We start from the raw sequence: 19,706 nt of genomic DNA on the forward strand, positions 1-19,706 counted from the left end.
GCCGCAGGCCGCGGGGTTCGGCACGCACATCCGCCGCGTCGTCGTCACGCGCCGACGCGGCGAGGCCGGCCCTTTTCCCGGCCTCGCCGCGTCTTGCGTCCGCACGCCTTGCGTCCGCACGCGCCGCACCCCGCTCGACCCGGCCGCGAGGGCACCGCTCACCGGAGCCGGCCCGGCCCGCACGCCCCCCGACGGCGGCCGCCGGCGACCGGCGTGTTCCGCGCCCGTGTCACCCCAGGTCCGGGATCCGCCAGTCGATCGGCTCGTGCCCCTGCCGGGCCACCGCCTCGTTGATCTGCGTGAACGGGCGGGAGCCGAAGAACTTCTTCGCCGACAGCGGCGACGGGTGGGCGCCCTTGATCACCGCGTGCCGGGTCTCGTCGATCAGCCGGAGCTTCTTCTGCGCGTAGTTGCCCCACAGGACGAAGACCGCCGGGTCGGGGCGCTCGGCCACCGCGCGGATCACCGCGTCGGTGAACCGCTCCCAGCCCCGTCCCTTGTGCGAGTTGGCCTCGCCGCCGCGGACCGTGAGCACCGCGTTCAGCAGGAGCACGCCCTGCCGGGCCCACGGCATGAGGTAGCCGTTGTCCGGGATCGGCAGGCCCAGGTCCTCGTGCATCTCCTTGTAGATGTTGCGCAGCGACGGCGGGATCCTCACACCGGGACGGACCGAGAAGCACAGCCCATGGCCCTGTCCCTCGCCGTGGTAAGGGTCCTGACCGAGGATCAGGACCTTCACCCGGTCGTACGGCGTGGCCTCCAGCGCGGCGAAGACCTCCTCGCGCGGCGGGTAGACGGGACCCTTCGCCCGCTCCTCCTCGACGAACTCCATCAGCTCCTTGAAGTAGGGCTGCTGCAGTTCGTCACCCAGAACCCCGCGCCAGGACTCGGGCAGCATGGCGATGTCGGTCACGTCAACGTCCTCACGATGTGCGGTCACTTGCTGGTCCCAGAACCTACAGGCGACCACTGACAGCAGGACCTCGCTCCGGAGGGTTCCCCGCCTACCAGCTGGTCTTGCGGGACAGCTCCCACATCATCATGATCGTCGAGGGGTCGAGGGCCCGCTCGCCGCCCGAGATGTCGACGTGGGCGGCCACGTACTGCTTGCCCTGGAGCAGCGGCAGCAGCCGTGCGTGCTCCACCATGATCTGCTGCGCTTCCTTGAACTGCTTGACCACGTTCGCGCGGTTGCTCTCGCGGCGGGACTCGGGCAGCAGCACCTTGGTGATCTCCGGCGCCTCGTAAGGCGTGCCGAGCGCGTTCTCCTCGCCCACGAAGGGGGCGATGAAGTTGTCGGCGTCGGGGAAGTCCGGGAACCAGCCACGCCCGAACACCGGGTACTCGCCCTTCTGGTAGCCGGTGACATACGTCTTCCACGGCCGGCTCTTCAGAGTGACCGTGAACAGGCCCGAGGCCTCGAGCTGCCGCTCGAGCTCCTTGAACACCTTGGCGGTCTCCGAGCCGTAGCGGTCGGTGGTGTACCAGAGGGTGAGCGGGACCTTCTCGGTGATGCCCGCGTCGGTGAGGATCCTGCGTGCCTTGGCGACGCTGGGGTCGCCGAAGGTGTCGAAGAAGCCCGTCGTGTGCCCGGTGAGGCCCTTGGGGACCATGGAGTACAGCGGGTCGACGGTGTCCTTGTAGACCTTGTGCGCGATGGCCGCGCGGTCGACGATCTGGGCCACGGCCTTGCGCACGGCCGGCTTGGCGGCCCACGGGTCCTTGGGGTTGAACACCAGATAGCTGATGTCGGTGCCGGAGCCCTCGACGAGCTGGAGGTCCTTGTAGTCCTTGCGCTGCAGGGAAATGATGTCGTCGGCCGCCAGACCGCGGTAGGTGACGTCGATCTGCCGGTCCCGCAGCGCCTTGACCATGGTGGCGGAGTCCTGGAAGTAGCGGATGGTCACCGCGTCGTTCTTCCGCTTGGCGAACCCCTTGTAGCGGTCGTTCTTGACCAGCTCCGCCCTCTTGCCCTCCTCGTAGGACTGCAGGACGTACGGCCCGGACCCGACGACCTTGTTGTCCTTGCGCAGGGAGTCGGCCGGGTAGTCGGTCGGGTCCACTATGGACATGGCCGGGGTGGCGAGCACGAACGGGAAGGTGGCGTCGGGCTTGTTCAGCTCGAAGACGACCTCCCGCTCACTGACGGCCCGCACCTGGTCCAGGCTGCCGAGCAGACCGGCCGGGCCGCTGGGCGCGTCGATGTTCCTGATGCGGTCGATGGAGTGCTTGACGGCGCGCGCGTCCAGCGGGTCGCCGTCGGAGAACTTCACCCCCGAGCGCAGCGTGCAGCGGTAGACGCGGTGCTCGGCGTCGGTGAACTTGCAGCTCTCCGCGGCGTCGGGCTGAGGAGTCGTCGCGCCGTTCGGGTAGGCCAGCAGCGTCTGGAAGATGTTGCGGTACAACTCCCAGGAACCGTCCCAGGAGGCGGCAGGATCCAGGGTGCTGGGGGCACTGGTGGTCCCCACGACGATCGGTCCCTCGTCGGCGGGGTCGTCGGGGGACAGGACGCTGCATCCAGCCACCAGGGACAGGGTCGCCGTCGCCACTGCTGTCCGCAGGCATCTGTTGCGGTTGAACACGCGCACGCTCCTCGATCTGCCGTACCAAGGGTCGGCAGACGATACCGCAGCATTCCGGCCCTTGGACCCGGTCCGTGACGCGGTTTGATCAACATGGAATATGACGACGTTGTCATTTGGTCATGCGCATGTTCTCAGCCGTCAAGAGCGCCGATTTCGCCGGCCGTGCAGCCCCATGAGGTACGGCAGAACGCGCACAAGAAGCGCGACGAAGGAGGTACATCGGCAAACCGGCGAAACCGGCGCCCGCGGCGGTCAGCCCGCTCCGGCGTCGAGGTCAGCCCACTCCGGCGTTGAGGAAGATGCCGCCGTCGACGACGAGGGTCTGCCCCGTGATCCAGTCGGACTGCGCGGAGGTGAGGAACGCGGCCGCGCCGCCGATGTCGGAGGGCACACCGAGCCGGCCGAGCGGATAGGAGGCGGCCGCCTCCGCCTCCCGGCCCTCGTACAGCGCCCGGGCGAACCGGGTCTTCACCACGGCCGGAGCGATCGCGTTGACCCGCACCTTCGGCGCGAACTCGTGCGCCAGCTGCTGGGTCAGGTTGATCATCGCGGCCTTGCTGACGCCGTAGGCCCCGACGAACGGTGAGGCCGCCAGGCCCGCGATCGAGGCGATGTTGACGATCGCGCCGCCGTTGTCCTTCTGCCAGGCGTGCCAGGTGCGCTGGGCGAAGCCGAGCGCGGAGATCACATTGGTCTCGAAGACCTTGCGCGCCACGTTCAGGTCGAGGTCGGCCATCGGCCCGAACACCGGATTGGTGCCGGCGTTGTTGACCAGATAGTCCACGCGGCCGAACGCCTCCATGACGCGTTCGACGGCCTCGGCCTGGTGGGCCTCGTCGTGGGCCTTGCCCGCGACGCCGATCACCCGGTCGGAGCCGAGGTTGGCGACGGCCTCCTTCAGGGCGTCCTCGTTGCGGCCGGTGATGCACACCCGGTCGCCACGGGCCACCAGGGCCTCGGCGACGGCGTAGCCGATGCCGCGGCTGGCGCCGGTGACGAGGGCGACCTTGCCGGAAAGTTCAGTCATGTCCGCGCTTCCTGTTGTTCCCTGTCGGTCCCCGTCGGTCCCTGCCTTTCCGCCCTCCCCTAGTCGAGCGGTCCGCCGGCGACGTAGAGCACCTGGCCGGAGACGAAGCCGGCCGCGTCGCCGGTGAAGAAGGCGATGGCGTTGGCGACGTCCTCCGGCTCACCGACGCGCTGCACCGGGATCTGGCCGGCGGCGGCGGCCTTGAAGTCCTCGAAGTTCATGCCGACGCGTTCGGCGGTGGCCTTGGTCATCTCGGTGGCGATGAAACCGGGGGCGACGGCGTTGGCGGTGATGCCGAACTTGCCGAGCTCCTTGGCGAGGGTCTTGGTGAAGCCCTGCAGACCGGCCTTGGCGGCCGAGTAGTTCACCTGGCCGCGGTTGCCGAGCGCGGAGGACGAGGAGAGGTTGACGATCCGGCCGAAGCCCGCGTCCACCATGTACTTCTGGCAGGCGCGGGTCATCAGGAAGGAGCCGCGCAGATGGACGTTCATGACGGTGTCCCAGTCCGAGACGCTCATCTTGAACAGCAGGTTGTCGCGGATCACTCCCGCGTTGTTGACCAGGATGGTGGGCGCGCCGAGCTCGTCGGCGACGCGTGCGACGGCCGCCTCGACCTGCGCCTCGTCGGAGACGTCGGCCCCGACCGCGAGGGCCCTGCCGCCGGCCGAGGCGATCTTCTCCACGGTGTCCTTGCAGGCGGCCTCGTCGAGGTCGACGACGGCGACCGCGCGGCCCTCAGCGGCCAGGCGTACGGCGGTGGCGGCGCCGATGCCGCGTGCGGCTCCGGTGACGACTGCGACCCGCTGCTCAGTGGTGGACATTGCTTCTCCTCGCCCTTGAGAGAATCCGGTCTGCGGTGAGCGACCGCTTAGTACCTTGGTGGGTGTGACGCTAGGAGTCCTGGCACGCGGTGTCAACGGCACACCGCGTGCACGTGGGTCCATTACCTCACCAGCAGGTCCAGCAACCGCTGTGTCTCCGCGGCCGCGTCGGCGGTCAGTCCGGTGTGCACCGGGCCGGGCTGGACGACGGTGGAGCGGGGCGCGACCAGCCAGCGGAAACGCCGTCCGATGTCGTCGCCGGCGGCCTGTCCCGCGGCCGCTCCCCCGGCGCACACGTCCTCGATCGCGCCGAGGGCGGCCCGGACGCCCTCGACGTCCGCGTGCGGGTCCAGGGCCAGCAGCCGGGCCTCGTCGAGGTGGGTGCGGGCGCCGAGGTAGTCCTGGGCGCGGCAGTAGACGAGCACGCCCGCGTTGATGCACTCGCCGCGCTCCACCCGCGGGACGACGCGCAGCAGGGCGTACTCGTAGACGTCGCGGTCGCCGGGCCGGCCGGCCCGGACGATGTGGCGCCGGCCCGACCGGCCTCCGCCGGCGAGGTGACGCTCGTTCATGCGGCCCCCTCGATGCCCTGGATGCGCTCGTGGACGACGGCGGCCCGTGCGAGCAGCGGCCATGCGTAGGCCCGCCGCAGGTCGTCGGGGGTGTCGAAGCCGGGCTCGCCGGCCAGCCAGACGTCCGGGATCTCGGCGGTCACCTCGGCGAGCAGGTCCTCGGTGACCAGGGGGGCGAGCTGCTCGGCGGCGGCGGCGACATCGGGGCCGAAGGACGCCAGGGCGTGGTCGGAGGCGTCGTAGGGACGCCGGGCGAGGGCCTCGGCGCCGGGCCAGTTGTGGTGCCAGACCAGGGTGGCGCCGTGGTCGACGAGCCACAGCTCCCCGCGCCAGCGCAGCAGATTGGGGTTGCGCCAGGAGCGGTCGACATTGTTCACCAGCGCGTCGAACCAGACGATCCGCCCGGCCTCCTCCGCGTCCACCGGGAAGGCGAGCGGGTCGAAGCCGAGGGCGCCGGAGAGGAAGTCCATGCCGAGGTTGGTGCCGCCGCTGGCCCTCAGCAGTTCCTGCACCTGTTCGTCGGGTTCGCCGAGGCCCAGCACCTCGTCGAGGGCGACGGTCACCAGCCGGGGCACCCGCAGCCCCAGCCGCCGGGCGAGCTCCCCGCAGACCACCTCGGCGACGAGCGTCTTGCGGCCCTGTCCGGCACCGGTGAACTTCAGCACGTACATCCCGAGGTCGTCGGCCTCGATCAGCCCCGGCAGCGAACCGCCCTCACGCAGAGGGGTGATGTAGCGGGTCGCGATGACTTCCTTGAGCATCGCTCCAGGCTACTGGGGTCGTGAGAGAGCCCATCGGGTGTCTTGCACCCGCTTGTTCCCCCATGAGGTCGAGATCTGGACATAGTCTGAACACCGAGTGCCCGGCGGCCGTACCCCTGGGCGGATCAGGAAGCCTGTGCGGAAGGGAAGTCAGCATGGCCAGCGAATCGCTTCAGTCCCAGGGAGCCCCCGCCCGCCGTACGGTCGTGGCGGCTGCGGGCGCGGCGGGACTCGCCGTCGCGCTGACCGCGTGCGGCTCCGGGGAGTCGTCCTCGTCCGGCTCGTCCACCTCGCAGAACGGCGGTTCGGGCGGCGGCTCGGGCGATGACGGCGCCGGCGGCACGGTGCTGGCGAAGGCCTCCGACATCCCCGAGGGGGGCGGCAAGGTCTTCGGCGATCAGGGCGTGGTGGTCACCCAGCCCACGAAGGGCGAGTTCAAGGCCTTCTCGTCCCAGTGCACCCACCAGGGGTGCGCGGTGAGCCGGATCGCCGACGGAGTGATCGTCTGCCCCTGTCACAACAGCGAGTTCTCCGCCGCCGACGGCAGCGTCAGGAAGGGACCGGCGGCCCAGCCGCTGCCCGCGAAGAACATCTCGGTCACGAACGGCGAGATCAGGCTGGTCTGACAGTCCGGCAGCGGCGGGAAGGAGCTTCGCGGGGATGCGGTCGCAGACACCCCCGCGGCCGCACCCGGGATCACCCGGTTTCAGGATCATCCGGCCGCCGGCCGCGGTCCGTGCCGCCGCGCAGTGCGGGGCGGGGGGTGAGGACGCACCTCGCCTTTTTCTGACGTGGTGCCGGAAACCTGACGTCTGGCACCACGTGGGAGAAAGGAGAGAGGGGCCGTATGACCGCCACTCAGCGCCGGAACCGGAAGATCATGATGACACCGGGTGAGCTGGACGACTTCCTGACCACCCAGCGCACCTGCCGGGTCGCCACGATAACCACCGGCGGCGCTCCGCATGTGAGCGCCCTGTGGTACGTCTGGGACGGCGTCTCGCTGTGGCTGTACTCCGTGGTGCGCAGCAAGCGCTGGGCCGACCTGCGGCGCGATCCGAGGGTGGCCGTCGTCGTCGACACCGGCGAGCAGTACGAGGAGCTGCGCGGCGCGGAGCTGTCCGGCAGGGCGGAGTTCGTCGGCGAGGTGCCCCGCATCGGGGAGCTCTGCGCCGAGCTCGACATTCCGGAGACCCTGTTCGCCCGCAAGTACTTCGGTCTGGAGGAGATGACGCACGACGGCCGTCATGCCTGGATCCGGCTGACTCCGGAGAAGGTCGTCTCCTGGGACTTCCGCAAACTGGGTTCCGCATAGCCGCGGCGCCCCGCGCGCCTTCCGGGCCCGCCCCGCACGCCTTCGGGCCCCCGAGCGGCCCGTGGCGGGCGTGGCGGGAGGCGCCGGGGCCGGGCGGGTCCGGCAGGCGGCCCCGGACGGGGGCGCTCAGGACGGCTGGCCTCCCGCCGTGCGCAGGGCGGTGACCGCCGCACGGATCGAGGGACGGCGGTCGGCCTCCACGCGCCAGATGGCGTAGATGTGCCGTCGTACGGCCTGCCGCACCGGAAGGGTGCGCACACCCGCGGGCAGCGGGCCCCGCCCGAGCCGGGGGGCCACGCACACCCCCAGGCCCGCGGCGACCAGGGCCAGCTGGGTGGCGTGTTCCTCGGCGCGATGGGCGATGCGCGGTTCGACCCCCTTGGAGCGGAGCGTGTCCAGCAGCCACTCGTCGCAGAACTCGGACTCGCCCCAGGTGACCCAGTCGTCGTCCGCGAAGTCCTCGAGGTCGACCTCGGCGCGGCCGGCGAGGGGGTGCGTGACGGGCAGCGCCACATCGGCGGGATCGTCGAGGATCGGGGCCCGGCTGAGCCCCTCCGGCACGGGCAGCGGCTTGTTGTACCAGTCGAGGACGACCGACAGGTCCACGTCGCCGCGCAGCACGGCCCGCACGGCGGCGGCCGGCTCCATCTCCACGGTGCACACCCTGAGCCCCGGGTGCCGCTCGCGCAGCCGGGACAGGGCCGCCGGGAACAGTCCGCGCGCGGCGGTGGGAAAAGCGCCCAGCCGCAGCTCTCCGACCACCTGCCCGCGCTGGGCCTCCAGGTCGGCCTGGGCGAGCTCGACCTGCGACAGGATGCGCGCCGCGTGCTCGGCCAGCAGCCGTCCGGCGTCCGTGAGCCGTACGCCCCGGCCGTTCCTGGCCAGCAGCTGCTGGCCCACCTCCCGCTCCAGCTTGGCCATCTGCTGGGAGACGGCCGACGTCGTCACATGCAGTCCCTCGGCGGCACCGCTGACCGAACCGTGCCGGGCGAGGGCGTCGAGCGTGCGCAGGCGCTCCAGATTCAACATGTAAGCGATGCTACGAGGTATCGCACGCGGATTCTCGATTGTGCTACGAGGTCGGGGCCGGGCATCGTACGCCCATGAGCACCGCGACCGCCTCCTCGCAGTCCTCCTCCGCCCCGGCCCGGCGGCTCCGCCGCGCCCGTCCCGTGCACTGGCGGATCCGTTTCGCCTTCCTCTCGCTGGTCTGGGGCTTCAGCTTTCTGTTCATCAAGGTGGGCACGGAGGGCTTCGCGCCCTTCCAGGTGACGCTCGGACGGCTGGTGTTCGGCACGGCGGTGCTCGCGGCGGCGATGGCGGTGAAGCGGGAGCGGCTGCCGCGCGGTGCACGCACCTGGGGACATCTGGCGGTCGCGGGATTCTTCCTCAATGCGCTGCCGTTCTCGCTCTTCGCGTACGCGGAGCTGACGATCCCCTCCACTCTGGCGGGCATCTGCAACGCGACCTCGCCGCTGTGGGGCATGGTCCTGTCCCTGGTCGCCCTCTCCGAGGACCGGCCGACCCGGCTGCGGGTCGCGGGGCTCGGGATCGGCTTTCTGGGGGTGCTCACCGTGCTCGGCGCCTGGCAGGGCTTCCACGGGCTGGACGCCGGAGGCACCGCGATGGCCCTGCTGGCCTCGCTGAGCTATCCGGTCGGCTGGATCTACGTCCGCCGCACCCTGGCGGGCTCCTCCGCGTCCCATCTGTCGCTGACCGGCGGCCAGCTGCTGCTGGCCACGCTGCAACTCGCCGTGGTCACCCCGTTGTTCACCAGCGCCCCGGACCGGCTGTCCGTCGTGCCCCTGCTCGCGGTCGTCGCCCTGGGCGCCCTGGGCACGGGCGTGGCGATGCTCGTCCAGTACGGGCTGGTCGCCGAGGTCGGCCCGACGACCGCCCAGATGGTCACGTACTTCATCCCGGTCGTCGCCACCGCCGCCGGCGTCGCCGTGCTCGGCGAACGGCTCACCTGGTCGACCCCGGTCGGCGCGGCGATCGTCCTGGTGGGCGCGGCCCTGACCCAGGCCCGCCCGAAGAACGCATAGGCGGCCCCGCGCGGCCCGGGGCCGCGCGGGCTGCACGGCCGTGCGGGGCTCCGCGCGGCAGGGCTACACATAGCTCCGCGGCGGCGCCGGGCGGAGTGCCTGCGCCACCGCGTCCGCCAGCCGTTCGCTCTCCTCCCTCTCCCGCAGGGTCGAGACCGTGATCCGGATGCCGGGCGGGGTGTTCAGCCGGAAGCGGGCGCCGGGGGCGACGGCCCAGCCGGCGTGCAGCAGGCTCGCCACGACGCCGGTCTCGTCCGGCACGGGCACCCATACGTTCATCCCGCTGCGTCCGTGCGCGGCGATCCCGCGCTCGGCCAGCGCGTCGATCAACAGCGCGCGCCGCCGGCCGTAGGCCGCCGCCACCGCGCGTGTGTCCAGGGTGCCGTCCGTCCACAGCCGCACCACGGCCCGCTGGACCAGGCGGCTCACCCAGCCGGGCCCCAGGCGCTGCCGGCCGCGGACGCGGTCGACCGTGACCTCGTCCCCGGTGAGCACGGCGAGCCGCAGATCGGGGCCGTACGCCTTGGCGGCCGAGCGCACCAGGGCCCAGTGCCGGGTGGCCCCGGCCAGCGGGTGCAGCGGCAGGTCGACGATGCCGTGCCCGTGGTCGTCCTCGATCAGCAGCGTCCCCGGGTGCTCCCGGAGGACGGCCCGCAGGGCACGCGCGCGCGGGGCGCTCACCGCGGCACCGGTCGGGTTCTGCGCCCGGTCCGTGACGACGAGCGCCCGTGCACCGCCCCGCAGAGCGCGGCGGACGTCGTCGGGGAGCGGCCCCTCGTCGTCGACCCCGACCCCTGCCGTGCGCAGTCCGAGGGCGGGGAGGAGGTCCAGGACGTTCCCCCACCCGGGGTCCTCGACGGCGACCGTGTCGCCGGGCCTGAGGTGGGCGGCGAGGACGCGTTCGACGCCGTCGAGCGCTCCGGAGACGACGACGAGCGGCCCGTCCGGCACCCCGTCGGCGTCCAGCTGCGCGCGGGCCATGCGGGCCAGCTCCGGTTCCACGTCCGCGTCCCCGTACCGCACCGGCTCCCGGTCGCCCTGCTCCGCGGCCGCCGTGAACGCCGGTGCCAGCGGCGGCAGCAGCGCCGGGTCCGGGTTGCCGTCCGACACGTCGCGCACGCCCTCGGGCACGTCCACACGGATCAGGTCCCGTCCGGTCGTGGCCGGTGCGGGCCGCACCCGGCTGCCCCGGCGCCCGGCGGTCTCGATGACCCCGCGCTCGCGCAGCACCCGGTACGCGGCCGCGACGGTATTGGGATTGACCCCGAGTTCGGCCGCCAGCTCCCTCAGCGGCGGCAGCGCCTGCCCGGGCTCGAGCGCGCCGGTCCCCACCGCGCGCTCGATGCTCGCCGCGATGTCCGCCGCACGCCGCCCCTCGATCCGATATCCTCCTAGCACAAACAACATTATGTACTAGTACAAAGGAGGCCGCAATGCGGGAGCCCACGCCGCCGGCGGCACCGGCCGGCTCCTACACCCCGACCGACCGCACCGTTCCCACCCGTTCCGCCCACCGGGCGTCGTACGACAGGGAACTGGTGCACGCGATACTCGACGAGGGCTGCGTCTGCCACCTCGGCTACATCCGCGACGGCGCCCCCGTGGTGCTGCCGACGCTGTACGGCCGGATCGGCGAGCGCCTCTATGTGCACGGCTCGACGGGCTCGCGTCCGCTGCGCATGGCCGGGCAGGCCGATCCGGGGCTGCCGGTCTGCCTGACGGTCACCCATGTCGACGGCCTGGTCCTGGCCCGCTCCGCCTTCCACCACTCGGTCAACTACCGCTCCGTCGTGGTGCACGGCGTCGCCCGGCGGGTCACCGACCCGCAGGAGAAGCGGGCGGCGCTGGACGCGCTGGTCGACCAGGTGGTGCCGGGCCGGTCGGCCGACTCCCGTCCCGCCAACGCCAAGGAGCTGGCGGCGACCGCCGTGCTCCGCCTCGACCTGGACGAGGTCTCCGCCAAGGTGCGCACCGGCGGCGTGGACGACGAGCCCGAGGACCTCTCCCTGCCCCACTGGGCCGGTGTGATCCCGGTCCGCAGGCAGTACGGCACCCCGCTCCCCGACGCCGCGCTCTCCCCCGGCATCGCGCTTCCCGGCTACCTCGCGGCCCTGTGAGGCCCGCCCGCCCGTCGGAACGGGCCCGCAGCAGGCCCGTCCGGCCTCGTACGAGGGCCGGCTCCTCCGCGCCGTCCGGGCTCCCCGCCCCTCCACCAGGGCGAGCGGCAGCAGGCACAGGCCGGTGACCGCGAACGCCCCGATGGTCGTGCCCGGCCGGTCCGTCCCGCCCTCGCGGCCCCACCGGCGGGTGAGGAGGGTCATCGCGCAGTAGCCGGCCGCCGGCACCAGGGCGGTCAGTACCCCCAGGGCCGTACGGTGGCATCGCCGCTGCCGGGCACCAGCACGCCCAGTCCGGCAAGGGCCCCGGCGACGGCGGTCAGCCCGGTGCGGCCGAGCCGTTCGCCCATCGTGAGCCGGGCGCCGAGCGCGATGAGCACGGGTCCGGCGCCGAGGGTGACGACGGCCGCCGCGGCCGGCCCGGTGCGCGGGCGCGGCGGACGTACGGCGAGCAGCAGGACGGCCCCGATCGCGCAGCGCCAGAAGGACAGGGCGACGGGCCCCATGTCACTGGTCCGGTAGACCAGGGAGGCGGCCGCGCCCGCGGTGCCCCAGGCGCCGGCGGCGATCAGCGGAGCAGGCCGCGCCCGACGGGCGGGCCGGCACACGCCCGCATCTCAGGCCGCCGTCTCCCGGACCGGCAGCTCCCTTTCCGGCCTTTCCGGGCCGCCGCTCGCCACCGGCTCCGCCGAGCCCCTGGCGGGTGTCGACGACTGCGCGATGAACGCGCCCAGCAGCACGACCGCACCGCCGGCGATCTGCGGTGCCGAGAGGCGCTCCCCGAGCAGCACCCAGGCCAGCACGGCCGCGACGACCGCCTCCAGGCAGGCCACCACCCCGGCGACCTGGGACGAGAGCCGCCGCACGGAGATCACTCCGGTGACGTAGGCGAGCACCGTGGCGACCAGGACGACCCACAGCAGCAGGACGACGGCCGGGACCGCGGTGCCGTTCATGTGCACGCTGTGCGCGAGCACCGACCAGTCCATGGTCCAGGGGCGTGCCACGACGGTCAGGACGCCGGCGCCGACGAGCAGGCCGTAGGCGATGACGCCGAGCGGGTCCGGGGCCGCCTCTCCCGCGTCGCCGCCCTGGTCGGACAGCACGAAGTAGCCGGTCTGGCAGCAGGCCGCGCCGAGCGCCAGCACCAGTCCGAGCGGGTCGAAGCCCAGACCGGACCAGACCTCGACGACACAGGCGAGTCCGCCGACCGCGAGGACCACTCCGAGTGCCGCGGCCCGGGTGACCGGCCGCCGCTGCACGAACCGGACCCAGCCGAGGACCAGGGCGGGCCCCAGGTATTCGATGAGCAGGGCGACCCCGACGGGGATGCGCGACAGCGCCGCGAAGTAGCAGGCCTGGACGCCCGCCACGGCCAGCAGGCCGAATCCGGCGAGCAGGGCGGGGCGGCTGCGCAGCAGCGCGCGGTGCCGCACGGCGAGCGGCAGCATGACGAGGGCGGCGCCACCGGCGCGCAGCCACACCACGTGCAGCGGATCGAGGCCCGCCTCGATCAGTGGCTTGGCCGCAACACCGGACCCCCCGAAGGCGACCGCGGACACGAGCGCGAGCCCGAGCCCGACGCCTCTGCCGGAATGGTCCTGGCTGATCTCAGACGTACGCACCGGCACATGATGACAGGCGATGACATGACCGTCATCCCCGTTGGCACCTGTCCCACGAGATGGACGAGGGGCACGGATGTCCCACGAGGCGGACGGGGCACGAACGCCCGGTCCGCCCGTCCCGGCTCAGCCGCCGCCTCCGCCGCTTCCGACGGTGCAGTCCTCGCGGCGGTCCCCGGCATCGGTGCCGAGCCGGTCGGCGAGTTCCCGCGTGTCGACTCCGGCACGGCCGAGCACCTCGACGGCGCGTGCCCGCGGGGCCGCGACGAGCGCGGCGAGCAGGTCGACGCCGCGCACCCGGTCCTCGCCGCGCCGGGCGGCGCGCTCGCGGGCGTGCTCCAGCGCGGCCGACGCCACCGGTGAGAGGCCGTCGCGGGTCCCCGTCGCCCCGGGCAGGGCGCCGAAGTCCTCCACGGTGCCCTGCCAGCGCAGGCCGTAGCCGATGCTGCGCTGCACGAGGTAGCCGAGCAGCCGGGTGATCCGCGGAGCGCCGCCGAGGGCTGTGCGCACCTCGGGGTCGGACTCCAGGAGGGCGTGCAGCAGATGGGCGGTGTCGGTCTGCCGGTCCCCGTCCCGGACCGCTCTTCTGCGGGCGCGGGCCATCACCGCCGTCAGCTCGGCGCTGAGCCGGGCACCGCCGTCCGGGCAGGAGGCGTCCTGTCCGGGCAGGGGCCGCCGGGGAACACGGAATCGCACTCTCCCAGCCCATCAGCCTCTCCCGGTCCCGGTCGTCCCCGGCGGGAAGCATTTCCGCGTCCCACCGGAAGCGGACGCCGGCCGCCGGCATCTCCTCCTCGCGGAGGAGATCAGGTCCTTGGACCAACCAGGTCCCCGGTCCGGGTCCTCGGGTCAGGTCCTTGCGGAAGGAGACGGGACACGTCCGCGCAGGGGCCCGTCGCTGCCGTGCGGCCCGGGAGCACCGCACGGACCGCTGCGCACAACGCCGCCTCCGGGCCCTCGGCCCACCGTGTGCCGGGGCCGTACCGTCGGGACATGCGCATCCGAATCGTCGACGCTTTCACCGACCGTCCCTTCGCCGGCAACCCGGCGGGAGTCCTGCTCCTGGACGCCTTCCCCGAGGACGACTGGCTCCAGAAAGTGGCCCTGGAGGTCAACCAGGCCGAGACGGCGTTCGCGCACCCGCTGCCCGAGGGCGGCGAGGCCGACTGGGCGCTGCGCTGGTTCACTCCCGCCACCGAGGTCGCGATGTGCGGCCACGCCACGCTCGCCACCGCCCATGTCCTGCGGACCACGGGCGTCCACGAGGGACCGGTGCGCTTCGCCACCCGCAGCGGCGTGCTCACCGCGACTCCCGCCGAGGACGGCGCGATCACCCTGGACTTCCCGACCGCTCCGCTCACCGCGGTGGACGTCCCCGGCACGGTCGCCGAGGCCCTCGGGGCCGTGCCGCGCACCGCCTGCGACACCGGTCCGGACATCGGCGACCTGCTGCTGGAGTTCGACGACGAGAGGACGGTCCGCGGCCTCGCCCCCGATCTCAGGGCCCTCACCGCCTGCTCCACGCGCGGTGTCATCGCCACGGCCCGCGCCGAGGACCCCGCCCGCGGGTACGACTTCGTCTCCCGGTGCTTCTTCCCGAACGTCGGCATCGACGAGGACCCGGTCACCGGCAGCGCCCACACCGCCCTGGCCCCCTACTGGTCCGAGCGCCTGGGCCGCCCCGACCTCGTCGGTCTGCAGGCCTCCCCGCGCTCCGGCCTCGTCCGCACCGGGCTGCGCGGCGACCGCACCCTGCTCACCGGCCGTGCGGTCACCGTCATCGAGGGCGATCTGCTCGCCGTGGAGGAAGCCGGGTAGGAGGGCCGGGCAGGAGCCGGACCGGGGGTGTTCTCACGCACCACGCGGTGCGGCGATCCCGGCGACGACGGGGTGGTGCGCCATGCGCAGGATGTCCGCCGCCTCGAGTTCGAGCGTGCGGTCCGCCCGGCCGCTGCCGCAGAAGACACGGCCCATGTCCGGGACGGCCGAGTCGAGGACGACCGTGACGTCCGGCCGTGTGCACAGGGGGCTGACTCCTCCCGGCTCCATGTCCAGGGCGGCGAGCACATCGGCGCCGGCGGGCTCGAGCGAGCTGCGCCGGACACCGACGGCGGCGGCCAGACGGCCGTACTGGAGCCGGGCGGGTCCGGGGACGGCGGCGAGCAGCACACGGCCGCCCTCCGCGGTGAAGGCCATGACCTTCACCGAGCGTTCGACCGGGAAGTCGGTCCTGGAGCGGATGTCCTCGGCCGTCCGGATCACGGGGTGCTCGTGGACGGTGAAGTCGACGCCCGCGTCCCTGAGCGGCTGGACGAGCGGAAGCGCCGGGGCATCGGTCTCTTCCATCGCTCCCCCGTTCCCGGGGCCGTTCCCGCCCCTGTTCCTGAGGTCCCTGTTGCCGGCCGATGGTACCCGGCAGCGGTGCCGCGTCCGCGCATTTCGCCCAACTTGCAGGTGAGGGAAGCATCTTGACGACAGGACAGATCGGTGCCCGGCCGGCGCGGCCGTCTTCTCCCGCGCCCGGAGCGACGGTCCTCGCGCTTTCCCCGGGTCGCGTGCCCGCTCACGCCGTCGGCAGCCAGTCCACCTTGCCGGCCAGCAGGCCGTAGCCCACGAACGCGCCGATGTCGAGCAGGGTGTGCGCCACCACCAGCGGGCCGACCCGGCCCCACCGCCGGTACAGCCAGACGAAGACCACCCCCATCACCACATTGCCGACGAAGCCGCCGATGCCCTGGTAGAGGTGGTACGAGCCGCGCAGTACGGAGCTGGCCGCCAGCGCGGTTCCCGGCCTCCAGCCCAGCTGGTCGAGCCGGCGCAGCAGATAGCCGACGACGATGACCTCCTCGAGGACCGCGTTCTGCAGCGCGGCCAGGATCAGCACCGGGTACTTCCACCACACGGCGGGCAGCGCCTCGGGCACCACGGTGAGGTTGAAGCCGAGGCTGCGGACGGCCAGGTAGAAGGCGATGCCGGTGCTGCCGATGACCGCGGCGATCACGGCTCCGCGCCCGAGGTCCGGCCAGGGACGGGTGCGGTCGAAGCCGAGGGTGCGCAGGTTCCGTCCCTCGCGCAGCAGGAGGTGGGCGACGAGGGCGACGGGAACCAGGGCCGTGGCGATCCCGAACAGCTGCCAGGCGAGATCGAGCCAGGGGCGGCCCGGGGCGGCGGAGACGTTGAGCCTGGCGGCCTGGTCCTTGAGACCGCCGGGTCTGGTGACCGCCCCGATGAAACTGATCAGGGCGGACACACCGCTCGCCCCGAGCGAGAGCGCCAGGACGAGCAGCGTCTCGTCGCGGAGGACCCGCCGCGACGGCCGCTCCTTCGGAAAGGAATCGGTCCCCGGTCCCGCCTCCGTCTGCACCCGCGCCTCCTGTACACCGTTCCTGGGGTGTCACAGCTTGCCCGATGCGCTTTTCCCCGGCATCGGCGGCCCCCTGCGACACGCCCGGGCGCGGGTGACGCGGCTCGGCCCGGCGGCGCCGGTCAGCCCAGCGGCACCGGTTCCGGCAGGCCGACCGGCCAGGTGTGCACCGGTTCGCCGAGGTTCGTCAGCTCGCGGTAGCGCCGGGTGGTGGCGGCCAGGGCGGCCTCCCTGCTCAGTCCCTGCTCCCGCGCCTGGTGGAAGGTGGCGACCTGCCACTCCGCGCCGTTGGTCCTCAGCCGGCACCGCTCCTCGATCATTCCGAGGTACAGGTCCCGGTCGGCCCGCTCCACGCCCCAGGCGTTCAGGCCGGACTCGGCGAGCGGCAGCAGTTCGTCGCGGACGAGACGGACGGCGTCGACCTCCGTGGTGCCGGAGTAGCGTCCGCGCCGGGGCCAGGTGAACCGGGCGCCGATGCCGTACCGGCACGCGGCGTCGAAGTTGGCCGCCGCCACCTCGAAGGGCAGCCGGGTCCACACCGGCCGGGACTCCTCGGCGAGCGCGCGGACGAGGCCGTAGTAGAAGGCCGCGTTGGCGATCACGTCGGCGACGGTGGGCCCGGCGGGCAGGACACGGTTCTCCACCCGCAGATGCGGCACTCCGTCCGCGATGTCGTAGACGGGGCGGTTCCAGCGGTAGATGGTGCCGTTGTGCAGGACGAGTTCGGCGAGTTTCGGCACACCGCCGGCGTCGAGCACGTCGAGGGGGTCCTCGTCGTCGCAGATCGGCAGCAGGGCCGGGAAGTAGCGCAGATTCTCCTCGAAGAGGTCGTACGCCGAGGAGATCCACCGCTCGCCGAACCAGGTGCGCGGCCGTACGCCCTGGGCCTGGAGCTCGGGCGGACGGGTGTCGGTGGACTGCTGGAACAGCGGGGGCCGCGACTCGCGCCACAGCTCGCGTCCGAACAGGAAGGGCGAGTTGGCGCCCACGGCGATCTGCGCGGCGCAGGCCGCCTGTGCGGCGTTCCACGCATCCGCGAAGCGGTCCGGGGTGACCTGCAGATGCAGTTGCACGGAGGTGCAGGCGGCCTCGGGGGCGATGGACTTCGAGGTGCAGGTCAGATGCTCCACACCGTGGATGTCGAGGGTGAAGTCCTCGCCGCGGGCCGCCACGATCTGGTCGTTCAGCAGCGTGTAGCGGTCGACGGCGGAGAGGTTGGAGGAGACCAGGTCGTCCCTGCCGAGGGTGGGCAGAATTCCGATCATCGCTATGGAGGCGTCCACCTCCCCGGCTTTCCGGTCCGCATATGCCAACGCCGTCCTGAGCTCCTCGGCGAGCCGGTCGAATACCCGGCCGCTCAGGCGATGGGGGGCGATGTTGACTTCCAGATTGAACATGGCGAGTTCCGTTTGGAAGTCACGGCTGGCGATCCGCTCGAGAACCTGGGCATTCAGCATTCTCGGCATGCCGTCGGAGCCGACCAGGTTCAATTCGATCTCCAGCCCCATGAGATTCTTGGGCCGGTCGAAGCGCCTCTCGTCCAGCAGCCGCTCCAGCCCCTTCAGACAGCGCCGGAGCTTGTCGCGGTAGCGGTTGCGATCGGACAGGTCGAACTGGCCGGCCACGACCTTCTCCCCCATCGCAGCATCCCTCCTCGCAGGGCTGGCCGAAGATCGGCCGCCGGGGTCCCGGTCCGGTGGGATGATGCCCCGTCGAAGCGATCGATAACGCCCCGTCGGCATGCCGCAGCGGCTACTCTGGACTCATATGAGCGGAGGCACATTCACTCGGCATGAGGCATCGACGGATTCGGGTACCCCGGGCCGCTCGTGAAAAACTCCGACGGCATCGGGCCGACCGCCGTACGGGCGCAAGCCGAGGTCATCGCGGTGCGGCCCGTACGAATCCGGGACGATTCCCTCAAATCTTCGACTGAATACTCTCTTGCAGTTCACACCGGAAACAGCTAGGCGAAACATCGCCCGAATTTTTGTCGTATAAACTCTCCTCTACGGCAGAAGGTCGATGCCCACGGCCCTGAACATCGTCAGGAGCATGTGCGGCAGGCCGTGCCTTTCGTACTCCCTCGCTCTTCCTCGCATCCGGCCCGGCCTCCTCCTGCCCGAGAGCTGACAGCGCTGTCATCCCTGCCCGGCCTTGCGCCACCCTGCCTGTCGAACGAGAGGCGACCCACCATGCCGCTGCATTTCCCCCCGGCTCCCGCCCCCGCTCTGCGCTCCGTCCTCACGGCGCTCGGTTCCCCCACCGCCGTCCGTGAGGCGCGGACTCCGGCCCTCCGCGCCGCCCAGCAGCCCGCCACTCCCGAGCTTCCGCTGCCCGTGCACGTCCTGGACCGGCTCACCCCCGAGGGGGTCTCTGCGACCAGGCTGGCCGGATGGCGCTTCCTGATCCGCTGCGGCGACCACGCGGTGGCCGCGGCGGAGACCGTGCTGACCGCCGACGGCTGGGCCTTCTCCCACTTCTTCGAGGGCCCCTATGTCGCCTCCACCGAGCGTGCGCTGCGTCAGGCGGAGACCGCGGCCCAGGCGTACCAGCCGCGCCTGCTGTCCATGCCCAGCCTGTACATGCTCACCCTGTGGCTGCGCAGCGACACCTCCGGCGACGGCGCCACCGGCCATCCCGCCCCCGCCGATGTGCTCGTACCGCTCGCGCCGGCCCCGCCCGGGATAGCCTCCCACCGGCCGCACCGGGTCGCCGACCTGCTGCCGCTTCTCACTCACCGGCTGAGGACCGGGCGGCTGATGCGCTCTCCCGCCTGACATCCCGCCCTTCGCTCCTGCGCGTACCCCGTCACCGGACGTCCCGGGGGCGGGGTACGCCGCTGTTCCCCCGGGTGTTCCTCCGGGGCACCTCTCCCTCCGGTGCTCCCGGGGGCACTTCCCCTCCAAGGGCACGCCGCTCCCCTTGGGGCACCATCGCATCGGACTAGCCCCATCCGGCCAGGGCGAACCATCCGAAGTGACGGTGTCCCCGGGCTGAACCGCTCGTCCGTGTGACGCGTCTTCACCTCGTGAGAAGCGGTGCCGCAAAATCCCTGCGGATTCAAGTCCGCGGGAGAACACTGGTTCCGACCGAATCGTCGAACGGGGGAGGCGGCCATGTCGCACACCACCACCCGCAGGACATCCACGCCGGCCGACACGGACCACACGACGCAGCGAAAGAGCCCACCCATGTGCCGACACCAGCCACCGTGCCCCTCAGCCGACTCCGCCGACCGGGAGTCCGCCCGTCTCGTGGCGCACCACCCGGAGCAGGGGTGGAGCCTGCTGTGCAACGGTGTTCTGCTCTTCGAGGACACCGGTGAGCTCCTGCCCGACGGGCGGATCATCGCCCCGCACCGCCCGCTGGACACCAAGCGGGTGACGACCGCCGCCTGAGCGGCCCGGGCGGTTCCGGCGAACCGCCCGGAGAACCCTTGCGGCAGGCGGTGAGCGAACCGGTCGGACACCG

General features: G+C 72.3%; 20 protein-coding genes and 1 pseudogene. 7 read left to right on the forward strand and 14 right to left on the reverse strand.

Going from position 1 to position 19,706, the window contains the following annotated elements; translation table 11 throughout:
• Window positions 1-229 precede the first annotated feature (229 nt).
• The 6 genes from ung to CCN35_RS08145 form a co-directional block, all read right to left on the reverse strand.
• Entirely contained in the window at window positions 230-913 is a 684-nt protein-coding gene (gene ung, locus CCN35_RS08120) for a uracil-DNA glycosylase (RefSeq protein ID WP_067392505.1), read from the reverse strand.
• Between the two features lie 91 nt (window positions 914-1,004).
• Window positions 1,005-2,582 (reverse strand): ABC transporter substrate-binding protein, encoded by a 1,578-nt coding sequence (locus tag CCN35_RS08125; protein ID WP_067392508.1) that lies wholly within the window; start codon window positions 2,580-2,582, stop codon window positions 1,005-1,007.
• A 277-nt stretch (window positions 2,583-2,859) separates the two neighbouring features.
• On the reverse strand, window positions 2,860-3,612 hold the full coding sequence (locus tag CCN35_RS08130) for an SDR family oxidoreductase (RefSeq protein ID WP_086792020.1): 753 nt from the start codon (window positions 3,610-3,612) through the stop codon (window positions 2,860-2,862).
• Window positions 3,613-3,671: 59 nt separating this feature from the next.
• Window positions 3,672-4,433: a 3-oxoacyl-ACP reductase FabG gene (gene fabG, locus CCN35_RS08135; RefSeq protein ID WP_067392514.1), complete on the reverse strand. Its 762-nt coding sequence runs from the start codon at window positions 4,431-4,433 to the stop codon at window positions 3,672-3,674.
• Window positions 4,434-4,555: 122 nt separating this feature from the next.
• The gene (locus tag CCN35_RS08140; RefSeq protein ID WP_067392517.1) at window positions 4,556-5,005 is read right to left on the reverse strand and encodes a DUF3037 domain-containing protein; all 450 of its coding nucleotides are present in this window, start codon (window positions 5,003-5,005) and stop codon (window positions 4,556-4,558) included.
• A complete protein-coding gene (locus tag CCN35_RS08145; protein WP_086792022.1) occupies window positions 5,002-5,766 on the reverse strand; it encodes a HipA family kinase in 765 nt (254 codons plus the stop codon). Before CCN35_RS08145 ends, CCN35_RS08140 begins: the two co-directional genes overlap by 4 nt.
• A gap of 155 nt (window positions 5,767-5,921) precedes the next feature.
• Between CCN35_RS08145 and CCN35_RS08150 the strand changes: the two genes are divergently transcribed.
• A complete protein-coding gene (locus CCN35_RS08150; RefSeq protein WP_067392522.1) occupies window positions 5,922-6,392 on the forward strand; it encodes a Rieske (2Fe-2S) protein in 471 nt (156 codons plus the stop codon).
• A 221-nt stretch (window positions 6,393-6,613) separates the two neighbouring features.
• A complete protein-coding gene (locus CCN35_RS08155) occupies window positions 6,614-7,081 on the forward strand; it encodes a pyridoxamine 5'-phosphate oxidase family protein (protein ID WP_067392524.1) in 468 nt (155 codons plus the stop codon).
• Between the two features lie 126 nt (window positions 7,082-7,207).
• On the opposite strand, the gene CCN35_RS08160 is transcribed toward CCN35_RS08155, so the two are convergent.
• A complete protein-coding gene (locus CCN35_RS08160; RefSeq protein WP_067392527.1) occupies window positions 7,208-8,110 on the reverse strand; it encodes a LysR family transcriptional regulator in 903 nt (300 codons plus the stop codon).
• A 74-nt stretch (window positions 8,111-8,184) separates the two neighbouring features.
• Here CCN35_RS08160 and CCN35_RS08165 point away from each other — a divergent pair, with 74 nt between their 5' ends.
• Window positions 8,185-9,126 (forward strand): DMT family transporter, encoded by a 942-nt coding sequence (locus CCN35_RS08165; protein WP_201450841.1) that lies wholly within the window; start codon window positions 8,185-8,187, stop codon window positions 9,124-9,126.
• Window positions 9,127-9,189: 63 nt separating this feature from the next.
• On the opposite strand, the gene CCN35_RS08170 is transcribed toward CCN35_RS08165, so the two are convergent.
• On the reverse strand, window positions 9,190-10,524 hold the full coding sequence (locus tag CCN35_RS08170; RefSeq protein WP_067392533.1) for an aminotransferase class I/II-fold pyridoxal phosphate-dependent enzyme: 1,335 nt from the start codon (window positions 10,522-10,524) through the stop codon (window positions 9,190-9,192).
• A 35-nt stretch (window positions 10,525-10,559) separates the two neighbouring features.
• Here CCN35_RS08170 and CCN35_RS08175 point away from each other — a divergent pair, with 35 nt between their 5' ends.
• Window positions 10,560-11,243: a pyridoxamine 5'-phosphate oxidase family protein gene (locus CCN35_RS08175; protein WP_067392536.1), complete on the forward strand. Its 684-nt coding sequence runs from the start codon at window positions 10,560-10,562 to the stop codon at window positions 11,241-11,243.
• Window positions 11,244-11,300: 57 nt separating this feature from the next.
• Here the strand turns inward: CCN35_RS08175 and CCN35_RS08180 are convergent.
• The 3 genes and pseudogenes from CCN35_RS08180 to CCN35_RS08190 form a co-directional block, all read right to left on the reverse strand.
• Window positions 11,301-11,859: pseudogene (locus tag CCN35_RS08180) on the reverse strand (EamA family transporter); the annotation flags it as partial.
• A 1-nt stretch (window position 11,860) separates the two neighbouring features.
• Complete coding sequence (locus CCN35_RS08185) at window positions 11,861-12,874, reverse strand: EamA family transporter (protein WP_067392541.1); 1,014 nt, start codon at window positions 12,872-12,874, stop codon at window positions 11,861-11,863.
• A gap of 120 nt (window positions 12,875-12,994) precedes the next feature.
• Entirely contained in the window at window positions 12,995-13,564 is a 570-nt protein-coding gene (locus CCN35_RS08190; RefSeq protein ID WP_086792024.1) for a Clp protease N-terminal domain-containing protein, read from the reverse strand.
• Window positions 13,565-13,861: 297 nt separating this feature from the next.
• On the opposite strand from CCN35_RS08190, the gene CCN35_RS08195 reads away from it, so the two are divergent.
• A complete protein-coding gene (locus CCN35_RS08195; RefSeq protein WP_067392545.1) occupies window positions 13,862-14,686 on the forward strand; it encodes a PhzF family phenazine biosynthesis protein in 825 nt (274 codons plus the stop codon).
• A 33-nt stretch (window positions 14,687-14,719) separates the two neighbouring features.
• Here the strand turns inward: CCN35_RS08195 and CCN35_RS08200 are convergent, their stop codons facing one another.
• The 3 genes from CCN35_RS08200 to CCN35_RS08210 form a co-directional block, all read right to left on the reverse strand.
• The gene (locus tag CCN35_RS08200; protein ID WP_067392549.1) at window positions 14,720-15,214 is read right to left on the reverse strand and encodes a YbaK/EbsC family protein; all 495 of its coding nucleotides are present in this window, start codon (window positions 15,212-15,214) and stop codon (window positions 14,720-14,722) included.
• A 217-nt stretch (window positions 15,215-15,431) separates the two neighbouring features.
• Complete coding sequence (locus tag CCN35_RS08205) at window positions 15,432-16,232, reverse strand: CPBP family intramembrane glutamic endopeptidase (protein WP_067392552.1); 801 nt, start codon at window positions 16,230-16,232, stop codon at window positions 15,432-15,434.
• A gap of 122 nt (window positions 16,233-16,354) precedes the next feature.
• Window positions 16,355-17,872 carry a glutamate-cysteine ligase family protein gene (locus CCN35_RS08210; protein ID WP_086792026.1) on the reverse strand — a complete coding sequence of 506 codons (1,518 nt, stop codon included), beginning with the start codon at window positions 17,870-17,872 and terminating at the stop codon, window positions 16,355-16,357.
• A gap of 555 nt (window positions 17,873-18,427) precedes the next feature.
• Between CCN35_RS08210 and CCN35_RS08215 the strand changes: the two genes are divergently transcribed.
• Window positions 18,428-19,012 carry a hypothetical protein gene (locus tag CCN35_RS08215; RefSeq protein ID WP_086792028.1) on the forward strand — a complete coding sequence of 195 codons (585 nt, stop codon included), beginning with the start codon at window positions 18,428-18,430 and terminating at the stop codon, window positions 19,010-19,012.
• A 414-nt stretch (window positions 19,013-19,426) separates the two neighbouring features.
• Window positions 19,427-19,633, forward strand: a complete 207-nt coding sequence (locus CCN35_RS08220) for a DUF5999 family protein (RefSeq protein WP_067392562.1) — start codon at window positions 19,427-19,429, stop codon at window positions 19,631-19,633.
• Window positions 19,634-19,706: the final 73 nt, after the last annotated feature.

This window comes from Streptomyces thermovulgaris (genome assembly GCF_002155915.1).
GTDB lineage: Bacteria > Actinomycetota > Actinomycetes > Streptomycetales > Streptomycetaceae > Streptomyces > Streptomyces thermovulgaris.